The sequence below is a fragment of the Telluria sp. ZT3P25 genome (genome assembly GCF_059685895.1).
The window spans coordinates 618,836-637,016 of the sequence record NZ_JCASIJ010000001.1 but is presented as its reverse complement, the minus strand read 5'-3'; the positions used below and the strand labels follow the sequence as shown (position 1 = coordinate 637,016).

12 protein-coding genes are annotated in these 18,181 nt (G+C 64.5%); 4 read left to right on the top strand and 8 right to left on the bottom strand.

The window, feature by feature from the left end; genetic code table 11:
* Window positions 1-247: 247 nt before the first annotated feature.
* A complete protein-coding gene (locus AC56LY_RS02790; protein WP_499576393.1) occupies window positions 248-1,270 on the top strand; it encodes a porin in 1,023 nt (340 codons plus the stop codon).
* 412 nt (window positions 1,271-1,682) lie between these two features.
* On the opposite strand, the gene AC56LY_RS02785 is transcribed toward AC56LY_RS02790, so the two are convergent.
* The 3 genes from AC56LY_RS02785 to AC56LY_RS02775 form a co-directional block, all read right to left on the bottom strand.
* Complete coding sequence (locus tag AC56LY_RS02785) at window positions 1,683-3,407, bottom strand: methyl-accepting chemotaxis protein (protein ID WP_499576391.1); 1,725 nt, start codon at window positions 3,405-3,407, stop codon at window positions 1,683-1,685.
* Window positions 3,408-3,431: 24 nt separating this feature from the next.
* Entirely contained in the window at window positions 3,432-3,902 is a 471-nt protein-coding gene (locus AC56LY_RS02780; protein WP_482897760.1) for a chemotaxis protein CheW, read from the bottom strand.
* Window positions 3,903-4,148: 246 nt separating this feature from the next.
* On the bottom strand, window positions 4,149-5,957 hold the full coding sequence (locus AC56LY_RS02775) for a methyl-accepting chemotaxis protein (RefSeq protein ID WP_499576388.1): 1,809 nt from the start codon (window positions 5,955-5,957) through the stop codon (window positions 4,149-4,151).
* A gap of 236 nt (window positions 5,958-6,193) precedes the next feature.
* On the opposite strand from AC56LY_RS02775, the gene AC56LY_RS02770 reads away from it, so the two are divergent.
* Complete coding sequence (locus AC56LY_RS02770; protein ID WP_499576387.1) at window positions 6,194-6,724, top strand: GNAT family N-acetyltransferase; 531 nt, start codon at window positions 6,194-6,196, stop codon at window positions 6,722-6,724.
* A gap of 141 nt (window positions 6,725-6,865) precedes the next feature.
* Window positions 6,866-9,394, top strand: coding sequence for a hybrid sensor histidine kinase/response regulator (locus AC56LY_RS02765; RefSeq protein ID WP_499576384.1), 2,529 nt, complete (start codon window positions 6,866-6,868; stop codon window positions 9,392-9,394).
* A gap of 16 nt (window positions 9,395-9,410) precedes the next feature.
* Here AC56LY_RS02765 and AC56LY_RS02760 read toward each other — a convergent pair whose 3' ends face one another.
* Window positions 9,411-11,048, bottom strand: coding sequence for a M28 family peptidase (locus AC56LY_RS02760; protein ID WP_499576383.1), 1,638 nt, complete (start codon window positions 11,046-11,048; stop codon window positions 9,411-9,413).
* A gap of 137 nt (window positions 11,049-11,185) precedes the next feature.
* Here AC56LY_RS02760 and AC56LY_RS02755 point away from each other — a divergent pair, with 137 nt between their 5' ends.
* Entirely contained in the window at window positions 11,186-11,596 is a 411-nt protein-coding gene (locus AC56LY_RS02755; protein WP_499576382.1) for a putative quinol monooxygenase, read from the top strand.
* 446 nt (window positions 11,597-12,042) lie between these two features.
* On the opposite strand, the gene kdpE is transcribed toward AC56LY_RS02755, so the two are convergent.
* The 4 genes from kdpE to kdpB are packed head-to-tail and all read right to left on the bottom strand — an operon-like array spanning window position 12,043 to window position 18,171.
* On the bottom strand, window positions 12,043-12,735 hold the full coding sequence (gene kdpE / locus AC56LY_RS02750) for a two-component system response regulator KdpE (RefSeq protein ID WP_499576380.1): 693 nt from the start codon (window positions 12,733-12,735) through the stop codon (window positions 12,043-12,045).
* Window positions 12,728-15,451 carry a two-component system sensor histidine kinase KdpD gene (gene kdpD / locus AC56LY_RS02745; protein WP_499576378.1) on the bottom strand — a complete coding sequence of 908 codons (2,724 nt, stop codon included), beginning with the start codon at window positions 15,449-15,451 and terminating at the stop codon, window positions 12,728-12,730. The genes kdpE and kdpD overlap by 8 nt, the downstream gene beginning before the upstream one ends.
* Window positions 15,452-15,454: 3 nt before the next feature.
* Window positions 15,455-16,063: a potassium-transporting ATPase subunit KdpC gene (kdpC, locus tag AC56LY_RS02740; protein ID WP_499576377.1), complete on the bottom strand. Its 609-nt coding sequence runs from the start codon at window positions 16,061-16,063 to the stop codon at window positions 15,455-15,457.
* An 8-nt stretch (window positions 16,064-16,071) separates the two neighbouring features.
* A complete protein-coding gene (gene kdpB, locus AC56LY_RS02735) occupies window positions 16,072-18,171 on the bottom strand; it encodes a potassium-transporting ATPase subunit KdpB (protein WP_499576375.1) in 2,100 nt (699 codons plus the stop codon).
* Between the last annotated feature and the right edge of the window lie 10 nt (window positions 18,172-18,181).

Genomic DNA, 18,181 nt, shown 5'->3' with positions numbered 1-18,181 from the left:
CGTCTCTGCAACGGCTTGAATTGATTTTCAGCAATATTTTTCAGCGATCCCGGCGCCTGTTTGCGTCATCCGAGGGGCCGCCAGATACCCCAATTCTCCTATGAAAAGCAGGTTGAATCGCGCGCCGGCCGGCGTCGATTCCGGCCGCTATCGTGACAATTCTGCTTGGGCGAACCCGGTGACAGATGTCCGTCGGGCATGTCATGATTACTAGGCTATTTCACAAACAAACACTGGAGATTCATCCATGAAGCACAAAATTCTTGCCATCGCCCTCGTGTCGGCACTGCCACTCGTCGCCCAAGCCCAAACCAGCGTCACCATGTACGGTATGGTCGATGCGTCGATCGGCGTTGAAAACAACGATGCGCCTGGCGAGAGCAGCCGCACCGTCGTGTCGTCGGGTACCCAATCGGCCAGCCGCATCGGCTTCCGCGGTACCGAAGACCTGGGCAATGGTCTGAAGGCACTGTTCAACATCGAAGCCGCTGTTGCCGTCGATACCGGCGCAACCGATTCGAACATGTTCCAGCGCCGCGCTGTCGTGGGCCTGCAAGGCGCCTTCGGTACCGTGACCGTCGGTCGTGAATACGGCCCGATCGCCGCCGTTGCAGCCGCATCGGACACCCTGGGCCAGGGCTTCTACGGTTCGAACCTGGCAGGCTTTGGCACCAACCGCCTGACCCGTCGCCTGTCGAACTCGGTCAACTACCAGAGCAACGCTCTGAGCGGCTTCACCCTGCGCGCTGCCTACGGCGCCGGTGAGCGCAGCATCGATCCATCGGGCGACGTGACCGGCGTTTCGCTGGAATACGCGAACGCTGGCCTGTACATCGGCGCTGGTTACCAGAACGTCGAGCGCCTGGCGACCGGCGACGACAAAGAGTACAACGCAGGTATCGGCTACAAGTTCGGCGACTTCGAAGTGCGCGCTGGCTACATGGCTGCTGATCCGGAAACCGGCATCCTGCCAAGCGCCAAGTACGAGCAGAAGAACGCCGGCGTGTCGTATGGCTTCGGCGCCAACCGCGTCTTCCTGAACTACCAGCAGCAAGAACTGGCCAGCGGTGCAGAAGGCAAAGCAGTCACCGTTGCCTACAGCTACACCCTGTCGAAGCGCACCAACGTGTACGCATCGTACGCAAAACTGCGTAACAACAACAACGGCGTGTTCTCGCTGACCTCGCCAGCCGGCTCGCTGGCACTGCCAGCAACCGCTTTCGGCGCAGACCCACAGGTCTACAACGTCGGCGTGCGTCACTCGTTCTAAGCGACGCTCCTTCGCATCGGGCGCATGTCGCCTGACGCGGGACGGACGTAAAAAAAACGGCAGACCTCTGGGTCTGCCGTTTTTTTACGTCTGCGGTTTGCCGGTTGGCGCTGTCAACGTTAAATAGGGGATGCGTTGGCTTGCTCGAATAGCGTACCGGTTTCAGAGGGAGTGCGTGGCGTACGGCGTCATGGTGTGTTGGAATCGCCGGGCCACGGAGTCATCGGACTATGGGACTACGGACTACGGGGTCACGCCGTCATGCGGTCATGCGGTCATGCCAGGTAGCATCATGTATCGCCCACGATAACAGCCGACCAAACACTCAGGCCAAGCAATAAAAAAACGGCAAGCCTTGCGGCTTGCCGTTTTGTTCTTCACCCGTCATCCGGGCATGCAGAATCGGTGCTGCTTAAAACGTTTCCCACTCATCCGCAGCGACGTGGGCCTTGGCGTGTGCCCGTGCCGGTGCGGGCATTGGTGCCGGCTTTGCATGGGCAATGGCAACCTTCTTCACTGCCGGTGCCGGGGCCGGCGCCGGTTTTGCACGCACGACACCGACATCCGCCGGCGCCGCATCGGCCATCTGCGCATCGATCCGGAACACGGCCACTGTCGCAGCCAGCATTGCCGCCTGTTCCTGCATCGACGCCGATGCCGCTGCCGCTTCTTCGACCAGCGCCGCGTTCTGCTGCGTGCCCTCGTCCATCTGTGCCACTGCCTGGTTGATCTGCTCGATGCCTGCGGTCTGCTCGACACTGGCTGCGCTGATCTCGGTCATGATGTCAGTCACGCGCCGCACGCTCTCGACGATCTCCTGCATCGTGGTGCCCGCCTGCGCCACCAGTTTGCTGCCGTCGGCAACCTTGCTGCTTGAGTCCCCGATCAGGGTCTTGATTTCCTTGGCTGCCGCCGCCGAACGCTGCGCCAGATTGCGCACTTCGCTGGCCACGACCGCAAAGCCCCGCCCCTGTTCGCCCGCACGGGCCGCTTCCACTGCTGCATTGAGCGCCAGGATATTGGTCTGGAACGCGATGCTGTCGATGACGCCGATGATGTCGCTGATCTTGCTCGACGATGCGTTGATCTGGTCCATCGTGTCGACGACCTGGTGAATCACTTCACCGCCGCGCGCAGCCACGTTCGACGCGGTCTCGGCCAGCTTGTTGGCCTGACGCGCATTGTCGGCATTCTGCTTGACCGTCGATGTCAGTTCTTCCATCGACGACGCGGTTTCTTCCAGCGCGCCGGCCTGCTGCTCGGTGCGGCCCGACAGATCCTGGCTGCCCGCCGCCACCTGGCTGGCGGCAACTGCGATGGTATCAGTGCCGATCCGCACGGCACCCACGGTGCGCGCCAGGTTTTCGTTCATGGTCTTGAGCGCTTGCAGCAGCTGACCGGTTTCGTCGTGCGTGGTGACGTCGATGCGGCTGGTCAGGTCGCCGGCGGCAACGGTATTGGCCACTTCCAGCGCGCGGCGCACAGGCACCGTGATCGAACGCGTGATCAAGGTAGCCACCAGGGCCGCGAATGCCAGCGCCAGGCCGCCCAGGGCCCAGGTTTGCCACATCGTGCTGTCGTAGGTTGCTGCAGCGCTTGCTGCGGCTTTCGCGGCCAGGTCTTTTTGCAGGGCCAGTTCGGCGCCAGTTGCTTCCTTGAGCTTGGCCAGGCGCGGGCGCAATTCGTTGGTCAGGTAGGTTTTGGCGGGCTCTTCCTGGCCCGCATTGATCAGGGCCAGCAATTCACCGACACCGGTCAGGTAGCTGGTGCTCGCGCCCTGCATGGTCCGCAGAATGGCCAGCTCCTCCGGATGACTCGCCAGCACCGGTTCGATCTCGGTCAGCGTCGCGGTGATCGTCGTACGCGCCTTGCCGATGGCGTCCACCTGCTTCTGGCGGTCGGTCGGCTCGGCATTGAGCATCATGTTGCGCAGTGCGATGGCGATGACGTTGATCTGTCCTTCAAGCCGGTTGCTCATCTCGATCGCCGGGATCCTGTGCTCGACCAGATCCTTGGTGCCATTGTTCACGCGCAGCAGCGACGCATTACTCATGATGATCATCGCAACGAGCATGACGCCGACGATGCCGAAACCGAGGGACAGGCGTGATGCAATATTCAGATTACTGAGTTTCATGGAATTGCTCCTTCGGCGAAAGGTTCAGGCAGCCAGCGGCAGCGACGGCACGAGGCCGAGTTCGTCGGATTGCATCAGGGCGTCGATATCGAGCAGGATCAGCATGCGTTCGCCGACCGTGCCAAGGCCACGCAGGTAACCGGCATCGAGCGAGCCCATCGCAGGTGCCGGCCGGATCTGGTCCGCTTCGAGGGTGACGACCTCGGAGACGCTGTCGACCACCATGCCGATCACGTGCTGCCCGATGTTCAGGATGATCACGACCGTCAGGCTGTCATACGAAGGATTGGCAAAGCCGAACTTGATGCGCATGTCGACCACCGGCACGATTCGCCCGCGCAGATTGATGACGCCCTTCAGAAAATCCGGCGCATTGGCCAGACGCGTCGGCGCCTCGTAGCCGCGAATTTCCTGCACATTGAGGATGCTGATGCCGTACTCTTCCTTGCCGAGGCGGAAAGAGAGCACTTCGTGATCGTTGACTGCGTGTTCCATGAGCTTACTTTCAAGGCCGTTAGTTTGTGTGATATTTCTTTTCGGCAATAAGAGTAAGTTTTAATGCGGACTATAACGATGCATGCACGCTAACGAAATGGCAAAGCCAGCGGTATCGCCATGAATCCTGGACGATGCGCACTTTTTTATTGGCACATGTGTTGGTTGACGGTATAAAAAAACGGCAAGCCGCAGCTTGCCGTTGTCGATCCCGAGGCCGTCGAAGCGGCCAAACTCAACCCGAACTCAGAACTCTTCCCAGTCCCCGGCCGCTACCGGCGTAGCACCAGACGTCGTCTCCGGTTTGGCTGGTGCCCTGGCCGATGCGGTTGCCTTGCGCGGTGCGAGTACAGGCGCAGGCGCAGGTGCCGGTGTCACGTCCGGGGCAGGCGCCGGGACAGTCCGGGCCGGCGTGACCGTTACCAGCGCCGTCACCGGCGCCGGCGCTCTCGCTGCCGCAGACGCATCCTGCATCTGCTCGCCGTCGATCTGGAACACCGCCACCGCCTGCGCCAGCAGGGCCGCCTGCTCGCGCATCGATGTTGCTGCCGCGGCCGCTTCCTCGACCAGCGCCGCATTCTGCTGCGTGCCCTCGTCCATCTGCGTCACGGCTTGGTTGATCTGCTCGATGCCGGCAGTCTGCTCCAGGCTCGCTGCGCTGATCTCGGTCATGATGTCGGTCACGCTGCGCACGCTGTCGACGATCTCGCGCATGGTCTGGCCAGCCTGCGCCACCAGCTTGCCGCCCTCGGCGACCTTGCCGCTCGAATCCTGGATCAGGCCCTTGATCTCGCGCGCCGCTGCTGCCGAGCGCTGCGCCAGGTTGCGCACCTCGCCCGCCACGACCGCGAAACCCCTGCCCTGCTCACCCGCACGCGCCGCCTCGACTGCCGCGTTCAGGGCCAGAATATTGGTCTGGAACGCGATGCCGTCGATGACGCCGATGATGTCGTTGATCTTGTTCGACGATGCGTTGATGCCATCCATGGTACCGACCACCTGCTCGATCACGTCGCCGCCGCGCGATGCAACGGTCGAGGCCAGGCCCGCCATCACATTGGCCTGACGCGCATTGTCCGCGTTCTGACGCACGGTCGCCGTCAGCTGTTCCATCGACGACGCGGCCTCTTCCAGCGCCGCCGCCTGCTGCTCGGTGCGGATCGACAGGTCGTGGCTGCCCGCCGCCACTTCGGCTGCCGCCACCGCAATCGTGTCCGTCCCCACGCGCACGGTGCCGACAGTGCGCGCCAGGTTCTCGTTCATGGTCTTGAGCGCCTGCAGCAACTGGCCCGTTTCGTCACGTGTTGTCACCTCGATGCGACTGGTCAGGTCACCGGCAGCGACCGTGTGGGCCACATCCAACGCCCGCGCCAGTGGCCGCGTGATCGAGCGCGTGATGGCCCACGCCGCCAGCACCGACAGCAGCAGTGCAACGCCGCCCAGGCCCCACATCATCACGCTCGTGTTGCGGTAGGTAATGGCAGCATCGCGCGCGGCCTCGTTCGCGATCGCGACCTGCAGCGCGGTCTGGTCGGCCGTTGCCCGCTTCAGGCGCATCAGCAGCGGGCCCAGGTCTTCGCCGAGCAGCGCGCGCGCCTCGTCGACTTCCTCGGCCTCCAGGTGCTTGATCATGGCGTCCTGCCCGGCCTTGTAGAGCGTGGTTTCCTTTTCCATCTGGGCGAGCAGCTCGAGCGCTTTCGGGTTGTGCAGCGATGCCCGCAGCTTGACCAGGATGCCGTCCATCGCAGCGCGCGCGGCCATGATGTCCTTGACCTGGCGCCGGTGATCGGAGCCGCTTTCGCTAAGGATCATATTGCGCAGCGAAATCGCAATATCGTTGATCCGGTCCTGCATCTGGGTGGTCAGCGCGATGCGCGGCATGCGCTCGTTGACGATCTCGGCGGTGCCTGCATTGGTACGGGCCAGCATTGCATTGCTCAGTACGATCATCACGACGAGCATGATGCAGATCAGGCCAAAGCCCAGTCCTAGCCGTTTTCCGATGCGCAGATTTGCCAGCGTCATGCCGGATCGCTTGTTGTGTGGTCCTGTCATGGTCGTCCTTGTGCAGCGCCTCGCGCTGAAAATAGTTACCCTGAGAGAACATTACAAGCGACTTTTGGTCGTGTCGATAGATCGTTGTCAATACTGGAAAATAAAACCTGGTTTAGGTCGAAACTATGGCGCGCTCACAACACGTGACAAAAGCTTTCCCTACCGTCATGGCCACGTTGGCACACAATGTGCTTGAGCTAAAAGGACATCCATTCACCATCAGTTCCGGGAGTTTTATGATCATCCGCAGACTCGATCCACGCACCATCGCCCAATCCATGCCGTCCCTGGGCACGCTGCTGCTCGATGCCGTCGCCGATGGCCACTCACTGGGATTCGTCAACGGCCTTGACCAGGATCAACTCGACGCCTATTGGCAAGGCGTCGCGGAAGAAGTGGGTCTGGGGCGACGCGTACTATTGGCAGCGGAGCGTGAAGGTGTGCTGCTCGGCAGTATCCAACTGGAACTATGTACCAAGCCGAATGGCCACAACCGCGCCGAAGTGCAACAATTGCTCGTACACTGCACTGCTCGCCGCAGCGGCATCGGGATGGCGCTCATGCAGGCCCTCGAGATCGAAGCCCTTTCGTTGCGCCGCGGCTTGTTGTTTCTGGATGCTGCGGTCGGTTCCGCTGCCGAGCAACTGGTGCAGCAAAGTGGCTACGAGCGGGTTGGTGAATTGCCCGAATATGCCTGTACGCCCAATGGCCGCTGGCACGCGACAGCAATTTATTACAGGACCCTGTTTACCCGTAACCGGCGCTGACCCACACCTCCTGCCGCCAGCCTGACTGAAGGAATGTGTGCGCCAGCGGTTTGTGGCGTAGAATTCGCCGGACTGAACGTTCTGGAAAGCAATGTGACTGGCATATCGTCGACCATCCCCCGCAGACCGCTGCGGGCTTATTTGCTCTGGCTCGTCCTGGTGACGCTGTTGCCGGGCGTGGTCGGCGCATCGCTCCTGTTCGTCCATCAGTACCAGAAAAGCCGCGCCCAGTTCGAGCGCAACACGATGCAGACCGTGCGCGCGCTCGTGCACACGGTCGACAGCAAGCTGCTGCAGGCGCAGGTCGTCGGCCAGACCCTGTCGACGCTCGACGCGCTCCAGGAACGTGATTTCGCGCGCGTGCACCGCCAGGCGCGGGCAGCACTGCAACTGTCCGGCGACGGCATGACCGCCGTGCTGCGCGAGCGCAGCGGTCAGCAGATTCTGAATACCGCCGTAGCCTACGGCGAACGGCTTCCGGTCGAAACGTCCGACTCGCTGGAACAGGTGTTCGCCAGCGGCCGGCCGGCCATCTCGCGCGTGTTCATCGGCAAGGTCGTCGGCCAGCCCATCGTCAGCGTCGACGTGCCGGTGGTGATCGATGGCAGCGTGGCGTACGTGCTGAGCATCGGCGTGCGGCCCGACTACTTCGACGATATGCTCACGCCCAAATCGGTGTCGGAAGGCGCGCGCGCGTCGGTCGTCGACGCCGGTGGCACCATCTTCGCGCGCAACCTGAGTCCCGAACGCTTCGTCGGCAACCGCGTGACCGCTCCGTTGTTCCATGCCATCGAGCGCAAGCGCGAAGGCATCGTGCGCTCCGTATCGCAGGAAGGCACCGCCCAGCTCACCTTCTACTCGGGCTCCGAAACCACCGGCTGGCACGTGGCGATCGGCATACCACGCGCGAGCCTGAACCAGGTGCTGTTCGAGCCACTGGCCGCACTGCTGACCGGCGTGCTGCTGCTGTTTGCCATCGGCCTGTGGCTCGCCTGGCAGATCGGCGGGCGTCTCGCGCGTTCGGTCCAGGCCCTGACCGAACCGGCTGTGGCGCTGGGCAAAGGCGAGACGCCGCCCCGCTTCACGCAGGTGCACGTCAAGGAAGCGGCCGAAGTGGCCGAAGCCATCGGCGCCGCATCGAACCTCCTCGGTGAACGCGCGCAGGCGCTGGCCATCAAGGAAGCCGAACTGCGCGACGCGCACCGCATGGCGCGCTTCGGTACCTGGCACATGCAACTGCCGGGTGGCGCCCTGATCACGTCCGAGTCGGTACCGCACATCTACGGGCGCGAGCTGCCGCCATTCGACGAACAGCGCGGCGCGGTGCTGCCCGAAGAATCGTGGCAACGCGCCAATGCCCTGATCCGCGAGCTGCAACGCACCGGCGGCAGCGGCAGGCTGCAACTGCAGGTACTGCACGCCCACGGCCACCGGATCTGGATCGATTTGCATTGCGAAGCAGTGCAGGACAGCGACGGGAACGTGTCGGCGCTGCGCGGTACCATCCAGGACGTGACCGACCGGGTCAATGCCGAAGAAGCGCTGCGCCAGGCCGACCAGCGCAAGAACGAATTCCTGGCGATGCTCGCGCATGAACTGCGCAATCCGCTGGCGCCGATTGCGTCCGGCGCGCAGTTGCTGGGCCACGACACACTCGACCCGGCGCGCACGCGCCAGATCAGTGGCATCATCGCGCGCCAGGCGCGGCACATGGCCGGCCTGGTGGACGATTTGCTGGACGTCTCGCGCGTCACGCGCGGCCTGGTGACGCTGGCGAAAACCCGCATCGATGTCAACGACGTGCTGACCGAAGCGCTGGAACAGGTGCAGGAGCCGCTGCGCCAGAAGGGCCACACGCTGGAATCGTCGCTGCTGACGGCGCCGGCCTGGGTGATGGGCGACCGCAAGCGCCTGGTGCAGGTGGTGGGCAACCTGCTGCACAACGCGGTCAAGTTCACACCCGCCGGCGGCAAGCTGCGGGTCGCGCTCGAACTGGACCCGTCGCGGCTGCGCATCGTGGTGACCGACAACGGCATCGGCATGCTGCCCGAAGAGCTGGACCGCGCATTCGACATGTTCGTGCAGGGCGAGCGCACGCCGGACCGCACGCAGGGCGGCCTTGGCATCGGGCTCGCGCTGGTGCGCAGCCTGGTGCAGCTGCATGGCGGCAGCGTGCGGGTAGAGAGCGCCGGTCAGGGCCAGGGCAGCAGCTTCATCGTGACGCTGCCGCGCAGCGCGGATCAACGGGCAGGCAACAGCGATGCCGACGCGCCCGCGGCCACTGTGGCGCATCAGCTCAAGGTGCTGGTGGTGGACGACAATGTCGACGCGGCGCAGGTACTGGCGATGTACGTCAGCGCTGCCGGGCATGAGGTGGCCGTCGAACACGATCCGTTCGATGCCTTGATGCGCGCCGCGCAGTTCGTGCCCGATGCCTGCCTGCTCGACATCGGCCTGCCCGGCATGGATGGCCACGAACTGGCGCGCCGCCTGCGCGCGGCCCCGGCGACAGCGCACGCGTTGCTGGTCGCTGTCACTGGCTATGGCCAGTCGCAGGACCGCGATGCCAGCAGCCAGGCGGGGTTCGACCACCATCTGGTCAAACCGGTCGACATGGCCAACCTGGATCGCATCCTGACAGCGGCGAGTAGCGCCGCCGCTGCCGTGTGAGTGCTGGCGACGGAATCTACTTGCGCTTGACGCTGCCGAACGCTTCGCCCTTCTTCCAGGTCGGCATGCCAGGTGCGTTCGCGACCGCGTAACCCAGGTTGAGCGTGAACTGGGCCTGCTGCACCATGCCCGACAGATCCCACTCCGGCCGGTAGGCATCGCTGACCTGGTGGTAGTGGTCCTTGAAGCCCTTGATGTTGGTGCTCGATGCGTCCTGGTGCTGCTCGAACTCGAAGTGACCGTCGCCCGAGAACACGGCCGAGCCGACGTTAAACGCCGGCACGCCCGCCTTGGCAAACGCAAAGTGGTCGGCGCGGAAGTAGGCGCCCGACATGTCCGGCGAGCTTGGTGCAATCTTCAGGCCCATCGATTTCGCCACCTGGCTCGAGGTCTCGAGCAGGCTGCTGCGCTCCGCGCCGGCGACACCGATATCGCGGGTGCGGCCCACGAAGTTCAGGCTGTCGAGATTGAGGTCGGCGGCCGTTTGCGCCAGCGGCCAGACCGGGTTGGCGACATACGCCGCCGCGCCCAGCAAGCCCTGTTCTTCAGCGGCGGGCCATAAGAAGATCTGGGTGCGCCTGGCCGGCTTCTTGACCGCTTCGGCCGCCATCACCAGCAGCGCCGCGGTGCCCGATGCATTATCGATCGCGCCGTTGTAGATGCGGTCGGCCTTCGGATCGTCGCCGGCCTTCAGTTCGGCCATGCCCATGTGATCCCAGTGCGACGAATAGACGACGGCCTGCTCTTTCAGCTTGGCGTCGGTGCCGGGCACGATGCCGATCACGTTGAACTGCTCGACCGGCCGGATCGCCGAGCGCAATTCGACATGCCCTGCAACCTTCAGGTCGACCGGGCGAAAATCACGGCGCTCGGCCTGCGCGCGCAGCTTGTCGAGGTCATGGCCACCGGCGGCGAACAGCTCGCGCGCCGTGTCTTCGTGCAACCAGCCTTCCATTGGATTGCCGGGGCCCTTGAGGCCGAAGCGCTCGTTGCCAAAGCCATTGGCCGGCACACTCCACGGATACGAGCTCGATGGCGTCGTGTGGATCAACAGCACGCCGGCCGCGCCACGGCGCGCAGCTTCCTCGAATTTGTAGACCCAGCGGCCATACCAGGTATAGGCCTTGCCGGCAAAGCGGTTGGGCTCTTCGGCGGTGGGCTGGGGATCGTCGACCATCATGACGAGGATCTTGCCCTTGGCGTCGAGACCCTTGTAGTCGTCCCATTTTTCTTCGGGTGCTGCGGCGCCGTAGCCGACAAAGACGAGAGGCGCATCGAACGACAGGTTCTGATTGCCGCTCTTGGTGCCCATGACGATGCCCTTGCCCAGCTCCGGCTTGAAGGTCTTGCCGCCGGCGGTGAAGGTGGCGCTGCCACTGAGGAGTTTGGAGCCCTCGATCTCGACCTTCTGGCGATAGCCGCCGCCGGGGATGGGCTTGAGGCCAATCAGCGCAGCCTGGGTTTCGAGATAGCGCACGGCCAGATCACCGCCGCGCTGACCGGTGCCGCGGCCTTCGAGCAGATCGTCGGCAAGGAAGGACAGGTGGGCACGCAGTGCGGTTTCGGACACGGCGGCCGGCTGCTGCGCATGCGCAGCCTGGGAGACGGAGAAAATGCAGGCGCTGACGGCCAGGGCAAGAGGATGAAGTCGCATCGAGGCTTTCGTGACAGGATGATGGAAAAGCCATCTTAACCCGACCTGCATCGAATGCGCCAAGACGCCCGTTTGTGCTTGGCGACGCCAGGGGGCACACCTATACTTCTCCAGGAACAATTCACGCGAGGACAGGCATGACCGTATCCCGCCGCACGGTGCTGGGGACACTGGCAGCACTGCCGCTGACCCAAACCCGCGCCGCCGCACCCCCCGTCACCACCACCACGATGAAAGAGACACCCCGCATGTACGGTCTGATCGGAAAAATGCGCGCCACCCTAGGCCAACGCGACGCCCTCATCGCCATCCTGCTGGAAGGCACCACCGCCATGCCCGGCTGCCTGGCCTACATCATCGCCAAAGACAAGCAGGACGCCGACGCCATCTGGATCACCGAGACCTGGGACACGCAGGACAACCACAAGGCCTCCCTGACCCTCCCGTCAGTCCAAGCCGCCATCAAACAAGCCCGCCCCATGATCGCCGGCTTCGGCGAACGCTTCGAAACCGAACCCATCGGCGGCCAAGGCCTCCCCAACAATTAGGGTCAGTGTAGATTTATTGGGCAATTACCCAAAGTTGTCAAACAATTCGACTCTGACCCTAATTTATTTTTACAGAAACTCTTGCAAATTAATTAGGGTCAGAGTCGAATTATTGAGCAATTGATCGCCATTTTTTGATAGTTTGATTCCTGGATTCATCGAATCGAATTCGCGGTGTATTTAAATGATTCGGGGATCGTTCTTTCTGCTATCGAATTCCACAACGCAGGAAAATTGCTGGCCAAAAGACAGAATTAATGAGGGTCAGAGTCGATTTGTTGGGCAATTACCGAATGTTGTCAAACAATTCGACTCTGACCCTAATTTAGATTTTGGGAAAGTATTGCAAAATAATTAGGGTCAGAGTCGAATTAACTGGCAACTTTGAAAATTGCTTTTTAATTCTACTCTGACCCTAATTTATTTAACATTGATTTGGGGGATTATTAGCCCAGCCAGAGGCGGTAGCCGACGCCGGTTTCGGTGAGGAGGTGGCGGGGTTGGGCGGGGTCGGGTTCGAGTTTGTGGCGAAGGTGGCCCATGTAGATGCGCAGGTAGTGGCCGCTTTCGGCGTGGCCGGGGCCCCAGACGGCGCGCAGCAGTTGCGGGGTAGTCATGACGCGGCCGGCGTTGCTGACCAGGACGGCGAGCAGGCGGTATTCGGTAGGCGTTAAGTGGACGTGTTCGCCGTTTCGGGTGACCACACGGTCTTGCAGGTCCACCGAGACGTCGCTGAAGTGCGTTTTGTTGTCGCCGCCCGCGGCCGGTTGGCGCTGGCGGCGCAGCGTGGCGCGCACCCGAGCGAGCAGTTCGCCGGTGCCGAAGGGTTTGGTCAGGTAGTCGTCGGCGCCGGCGTCAAGGGCGCGGATTTTTTCGCCCTCGGCCACGCGGGCCGACAGCACGATGATGGGCACCACCGACCATTTGTGCACGTCGTGGATGAAGTCGATGCCGTCGCCGTCCGGCAGGCCCAGGTCGAGCACGATCAGGTCGGGGCGGCGGGTGCCGGCGTCGATCAGGCCGCGCGCCATGCTCACCGATTCGTGCACCTGCCAGCCTTCCTGTTCGAGGGCGGCGCGCACGAAGCGGCGGATCTGTGGCTCGTCCTCGACCAGCAGTGCGCATGGCGCGTCAAGCATCGTTTGTCTCCATCGACAGCAAGTCCAGTTCAGGGGGGCTGCCGGCTGGCAGCGAGAACACGAAGCCGGCGCCGCCCAGGGTTGATGTGCAGGCGCGGATTGCGCCACCGTGTGCGCCGACAATTGCGCGGCAGATCGCCAGGCCCAGGCCCACGCCGGGCAGCGCCGATTCGCGCTCGCCGCGCGTGAATTTTTCGAAGATCGCTTCTTCGCTGCCGGCGCGCAGGCCCGGACCGTCGTCGCTCACCGTGACGTCGATCCAGGCCCCGCGCGCCAGCGCGGAGATCTCGATGCGCGAGCCGGCCGGCGTGTATTTTGCGGCATTTTCAACGAGGTTGCACAGCACGCGTTCGATCAGCACGGCGTCGAAGCGCACCAGCGGCATGTCGGGCGGCAGACGCACCGTCACCGTGTGCTGGCGCAGCGCCGCGCCGCAGGCGCGCAGTGCACTGCCGATGACTTCTTCGAGCGCCTGCCATTCCAGGTTGAAGCGCACTTCCCCGCTTTCGATGCGCGCCATGTCCAGCAGGTTCGTCACCAATGTCCCCATGCGCACCGCTTCGTCGTAAAGCGCCTGGGCCAGGGCCTGCGATGTATCGGGCAACGCCGGCTCACCGCGCAGCAGCGATTCGGACAAGCCCACCAGCGCCGTGAGCGGCGTGCGCAGATCGTGCGACAGCGCCGCCAGCAGCGAATTGCGCAGCCGCTCCGATTCCATGTTCACCAATGCAGCCTGCGCCACCTCGACGTAATGCACCCGTTCGAGCGCGATCGCGGCCAGCGCTGCCAGTGCGTCGAGCTGGCGCCGCTGCTCGGGAATCAGGACCCAGCGCCCGCCTTCCGGCTCGATCGCCAGCACGCCGCGCGTGCGCATCGGTGCCACCAGCGGCAGATAGAACAACGGGCATGCCGGCAGCGTGTCCGTGCCCAGACCGGCCGGCTGCGCGTGGTCGTACGCCCACTGCGCGATACCCAGATCGACGTTGCCGGGCGCCGGCCCGGTCGCGGCGCCATCCTCCGCGGGCGGCATGCCGAGCCGCTCGCCGGCATCGGGCACCAGCAACGTGGCACGCGCGCCGAAGGCATTCTGGATCACGGCGCGGCTCGACTCGAACACCTGCGACGCCGCCAGCGCGCCCGACAACTCGCGCGCAAATTCGTACAGCGCGCGCACGCGCCGCTCGCGCTGCGCCGCCACGCGCGCCTGGAAACGCAGGCCGGCCGTCAGGTGTCCGGTAATCAGGCCCACGGCCAGCATCACGGAAAACGTGACGAGATACTGCACGTCGCTGACCGCGAAATCGAAACGCGGCGGTACGAAGAAGAAATCGAAACTGGCCACGCCGATGCAGGTGGCGGTGACCGATGGCGCGCGCCCGAAGCGCATGGCCACGAGCAGCACCACCAGCAGGAACAGCATGACGATATTGGCCAGATCGAGCCATGGCTGCAGCGGCGTGGCCACCAGCACCGTGAGCAGGCTGGCACCCGCAGCCCACGCGTGCGGCAGCAGCGACTGGCGCGACTCCACTGCTGCAGCCGCAGCCGCCGTGGCGCCGCTGACAGCAGCAGGCGGCACCGCCGGCTGCCCGATCTCGATCAGGTCCACGCCCGGCGCAAGCCGCGCGAGGCGGCGCGCCGTGCGCCGGCGCCACGGCCAGCGCGAACTATCCCGGCCCAGCGCGATACGCGACAGGTTATGGTCGCGCGCGTAATCCAGCGTGCTGGCCGCGATGTCTTCACCCGACAGCACGGCCGTGGTCGCGCCCAGGCTGTGCGCAAGCTTAAGCGTGTCCATGATGCGCGCCCGCACAGCCTCGGGCAGCTTGCCCAGGCGCGCCGTTTCGACATACACCGCATGCCAGGCCGTGCCCAGTTGCGAGGCCATGCGCGCGCTGCTGCGTATGACGTGTTCGGCATGCGTTCCCGGCCCGAGGCACACCAGCAGGCCGGCACCAGTCTTCCAGATCGCGTCGATCGATTGCGCTTCGCGCCAGGCGCGCACATCGCCTTCGACGCGGTCGGCCGTGCGGCGTAGCGCCAGTTCGCGCAGCGCGATCAGGTTGCCCTTTTTAAAGAAGTTACCGGCAGCGCGCTCGGCCTGCTGCGGCTGATACACCTTGCCCTCTTTCAGGCGCGCCAGCAGCGCATCGGCCGTCAGGTCGACCATCACGATTTCGTCGGCGCTGTCGAACACGCGATCGGGCACCGTCTCGGCCACGCGAATGCCGGCGATGCCGCCCACCACGTCGTTCAGGCTTTCCAGGTGCTGCACATTGACGGTGGTGAGCACGTCGATGCCCGCCGCCAGCAATTCTTCGACGTCCTGCCAGCGTTTGGGATGGCGCGAACCGGGCGCGTTCGAATGCGCCAGTTCATCGACCAGGATGACGCCGGGCGCACGCGCCAGCGCGGCGTCGAGATCGAATTCATCGAGCGTCTTGCCGCGGTAGTCGATACGCCGCCGTGGCAGCAGTTCGAGCCCGTCGAGCAGGCGCGCCGTCTCGGTGCGCCCGTGCGTTTCGATGACGCCTACCAGCGGCGCGGCGCCCTCGCGCTGCAGCTTGCGCGCCTCTTGCAGCATGGCGTAGGTCTTGCCCACGCCGGCCGAGGCACCAAAATAGATGCGCAGGCGGCCGCGCGCGGCGCGCCGGTCCTGCTCGCGCAGTTGCGCAAGCAGTGCGTCGGGGTCGGGTCGCTGGTGGTCGTGGGGCATGGTCTAACGAGTATGCCCGCTTTCGCGGCTGCTGGCCACGCCGGCTGCCTGGTCCAGCGCCAGGTTCAGCGCCAGCACGTTCACGCGCGGCGCACCTGGCAAGCCAGGCAGCGGCAGCTCGGTGTGCCGTTCGATCAGGGCGCCGACCCGTTCGACCGGCATGGCGCGCGCACGCGCCACCCGCGCTGCCTGGTACTGCGCGCCCGCCACGCTGATCTCGGGATCGAGACCGCTGGCCGACGCCGTCACCAGGTCGACTGGCACCGGCGCCGTATTGGACGGGTCGAGTGCGCGCAGCGCAGCGACGCGGCCCTTGACCGCTTCCTGCAGAGCCGGGTTGAGCGGGCCCTGGTTCGAGCCGCCGGAGCCGCCGCCGTTATTGGCCATCGGGCCGGTGGCCGATGGCCGGCCCCAGAAGTAGCCCGGCGCAGTGAACGACTGGCCGATCAGCGCCGAGCCGACCGTCTTGCCATCCCGTTCCACCAGGCTGCCATTGGCCTGGACGGGGAACGCCGCCTGGGCGATCCCGGTCACGGCCAGTGGATAGAGCACGCCGCAGATCAGCGTGAGCACCGCGAACAGCACGAGTGCGGGGCGAAGAATCGATTGCATGAAAACTCCTAGGTCAGATTGAGCGCAGTGAGCGCCATGTCGATCAGCTTGATGCCGGCGAACGGCAGCAGCAGGCCGCCGAGGCCGTAGATCAGCATGTTCCGGCGCAGCAGGGCCGCCGCACCGATGGCGCGATAGCGCACGCCGCGCAGCGCTAGCGGGATCAGGACCACGATGATCAGGGCATTGAAGATCACCGCCGACATGATGGCCGACGATGGACTGGTCAGCCCCATCACGTCCAGCGCCTTCAGCTCGGGATAGGTGGCGACGAACATGGCAGGCACGATCGCGAAGTACTTGGCGATGTCGTTCGAGATCGAGAACGTCGTCAGCGCGCCGCGCGTCATCAGCATCTGTTTGCCGATTTCGACGATCTCGAGCAGCTTGGTCGGATTGGAATCCAGGTCGACCATATTGCCGGCCTCCTTGGCCGCCTGCGTGCCCGAGTTCATCGCCACGGCGACGTCGGCCTGGGCCAGTGCCGGCGCATCGTTGGTGCCGTCGCCCGTCATCGCCACCAGCTTGCCTTCGCTCTGATAGGTGCGGATCAGCGCAAGCTTTTCTTCCGGCGTCGCTTCGGCGATGAAGTCGTCGACCCCGGCTTCGGCCGCAATCGCTGCCGCCGTGAGCTTGTTGTCGCCGGTGACCATCACGGTCTTGACGCCCATGCGGCGCAGTTCGGCGAAGCGCTCGCGGATGCCGCCCTTGACGACGTCCTTGAGTTCGACCACGCCCATCACGCGGCTGCCGTCGGCCACTACCAGCGGCGTGCTGCCACGGCGCGACGCTTCATCGACGCTGCGTTCCACGTCGCCGGGCCAGACCGCGCCGAGCGATTCCATATGACGGCGCAGCGCCGAGGCGGCGCCCTTGCGTAACTGCCGCTGACCCAAGTCCACACCACTCATGCGCGTCTGGGCCGTGAACGGCACGAACACCGCGCCGAGCGATTCCATCGCCCGCTCGCGCAGATTGAAGCGGTTCTTGGCCAGTACCACGATGCTGCGGCCTTCCGGCGTTTCGTCGGCCAGCGAAGCCAGTTGCGCCACATCGGCCAGCTCTTCTTCGGTCACGCCGGGCGCCGGCAGGAACGCGGCGGCCTGGCGGTTACCGAACGTGATGGTGCCCGTCTTGTCGAGCAGGAGCACGTCGACGTCGCCAGCCGCCTCCACCGCGCGGCCCGACGTGGCGATCACGTTGGCCTGCAACATGCGGCTCATGCCGGCCACGCCGATGGCCGACAGCAGGCCACCGATCGTCGTCGGGATCAGGCACACCAGCAGCGCGACCAGCGCAGTGAGCGTCACCGGCGAACCGCTGCCGGACGCCTGCACCGCAAACAGCGAGAACGGCAGCAGCGTCACCGTCACGACCAGAAACACGATCGTCAGCGCCACGAGCAGGATGGTCAGCGCGATCTCGTTCGGCGTCTTTTTGCGCGACGCGCCTTCGACCATACCGATCATCCGGTCCAGGAACGTCTCGCCGGGATTGGCGCTCACCTGCACCACCAGCCAGTCCGACAGCACGCGGGTGCCGCCGGTGACCGAGCCGAAGTCGCCGCCCGATTCGCGGATCACGGGCGCCGATTCGCCGGTGATGGCGCTTTCGTCAACCGAGGCCACGCCGTCGACCACTTCACCGTCCACGGGAATCACGTCGCCCGCTTCGACCAGGAAGAACATGCCCTTGCGCAGATCGCCCGACGGGCAGGCCTGCCATGGCTCGCCATGCTTGGGCGCCTCGAGCTTCTTTGCCGTCACGGTCTGGCGCAGGTTGCGCAGCGATGCCGCCTGCGCCTTGCTGCGGCCTTCGGCCAGTGCCTCGGCGAAGTTCGCAAACAGCACCGTGAACCACAGCCAGACGGCGGTGGCCAGGATGAAGCCGGCGCTTGTTTCGCCATGCCCTGCCAGCGCCTGAAACCACAGCAGCGTGGTGATGATGCTGCCGACGTAGACGACGAACATCACGGGGCTGCGCAGTTGCGTGCGTGGATGCAGCTTCTTGCATGCGTCGAGCATCGCGGGCCAGACCAGCGCGCCGTCGAACAGGTTCAGCGACTTGCGCGGTGCCTGGACCGGGGTTGCTTCAGTTGCGTTGATCATTGATTGATCC

What these genes read in the sequence shown, in the direction of transcription:
- AC56LY_RS02790 (WP_499576393.1), top strand. Translation starts at nt 248, where the DNA reads ATGAAGCACAAAATTCTTGCCATCGCCCTCGTGTCGGCACTGCCACTC.
- AC56LY_RS02785 (WP_499576391.1), bottom strand. Translation starts at nt 3,407, where the DNA reads ATGAAACTCAGTAATCTGAATATTGCATCACGCCTGTCCCTCGGTTTC.
- AC56LY_RS02780 (WP_482897760.1), bottom strand. Translation starts at nt 3,902, where the DNA reads ATGGAACACGCAGTCAACGATCACGAAGTGCTCTCTTTCCGCCTCGGC.
- AC56LY_RS02775 (WP_499576388.1), bottom strand. Translation starts at nt 5,957, where the DNA reads ATGACAGGACCACACAACAAGCGATCCGGCATGACGCTGGCAAATCTG.
- AC56LY_RS02770 (WP_499576387.1), top strand. Translation starts at nt 6,194, where the DNA reads ATGATCATCCGCAGACTCGATCCACGCACCATCGCCCAATCCATGCCG.
- AC56LY_RS02760 (WP_499576383.1), bottom strand. Translation starts at nt 11,048, where the DNA reads ATGCGACTTCATCCTCTTGCCCTGGCCGTCAGCGCCTGCATTTTCTCC.
- AC56LY_RS02755 (WP_499576382.1), top strand. Translation starts at nt 11,186, where the DNA reads ATGACCGTATCCCGCCGCACGGTGCTGGGGACACTGGCAGCACTGCCG.
- kdpE (WP_499576380.1), bottom strand. Translation starts at nt 12,735, where the DNA reads ATGCTTGACGCGCCATGCGCACTGCTGGTCGAGGACGAGCCACAGATC.
- kdpD (WP_499576378.1), bottom strand. Translation starts at nt 15,451, where the DNA reads ATGCCCCACGACCACCAGCGACCCGACCCCGACGCACTGCTTGCGCAA.
- kdpC (WP_499576377.1), bottom strand. Translation starts at nt 16,063, where the DNA reads ATGCAATCGATTCTTCGCCCCGCACTCGTGCTGTTCGCGGTGCTCACG.
- kdpB (WP_499576375.1), bottom strand. Translation starts at nt 18,171, where the DNA reads ATGATCAACGCAACTGAAGCAACCCCGGTCCAGGCACCGCGCAAGTCG.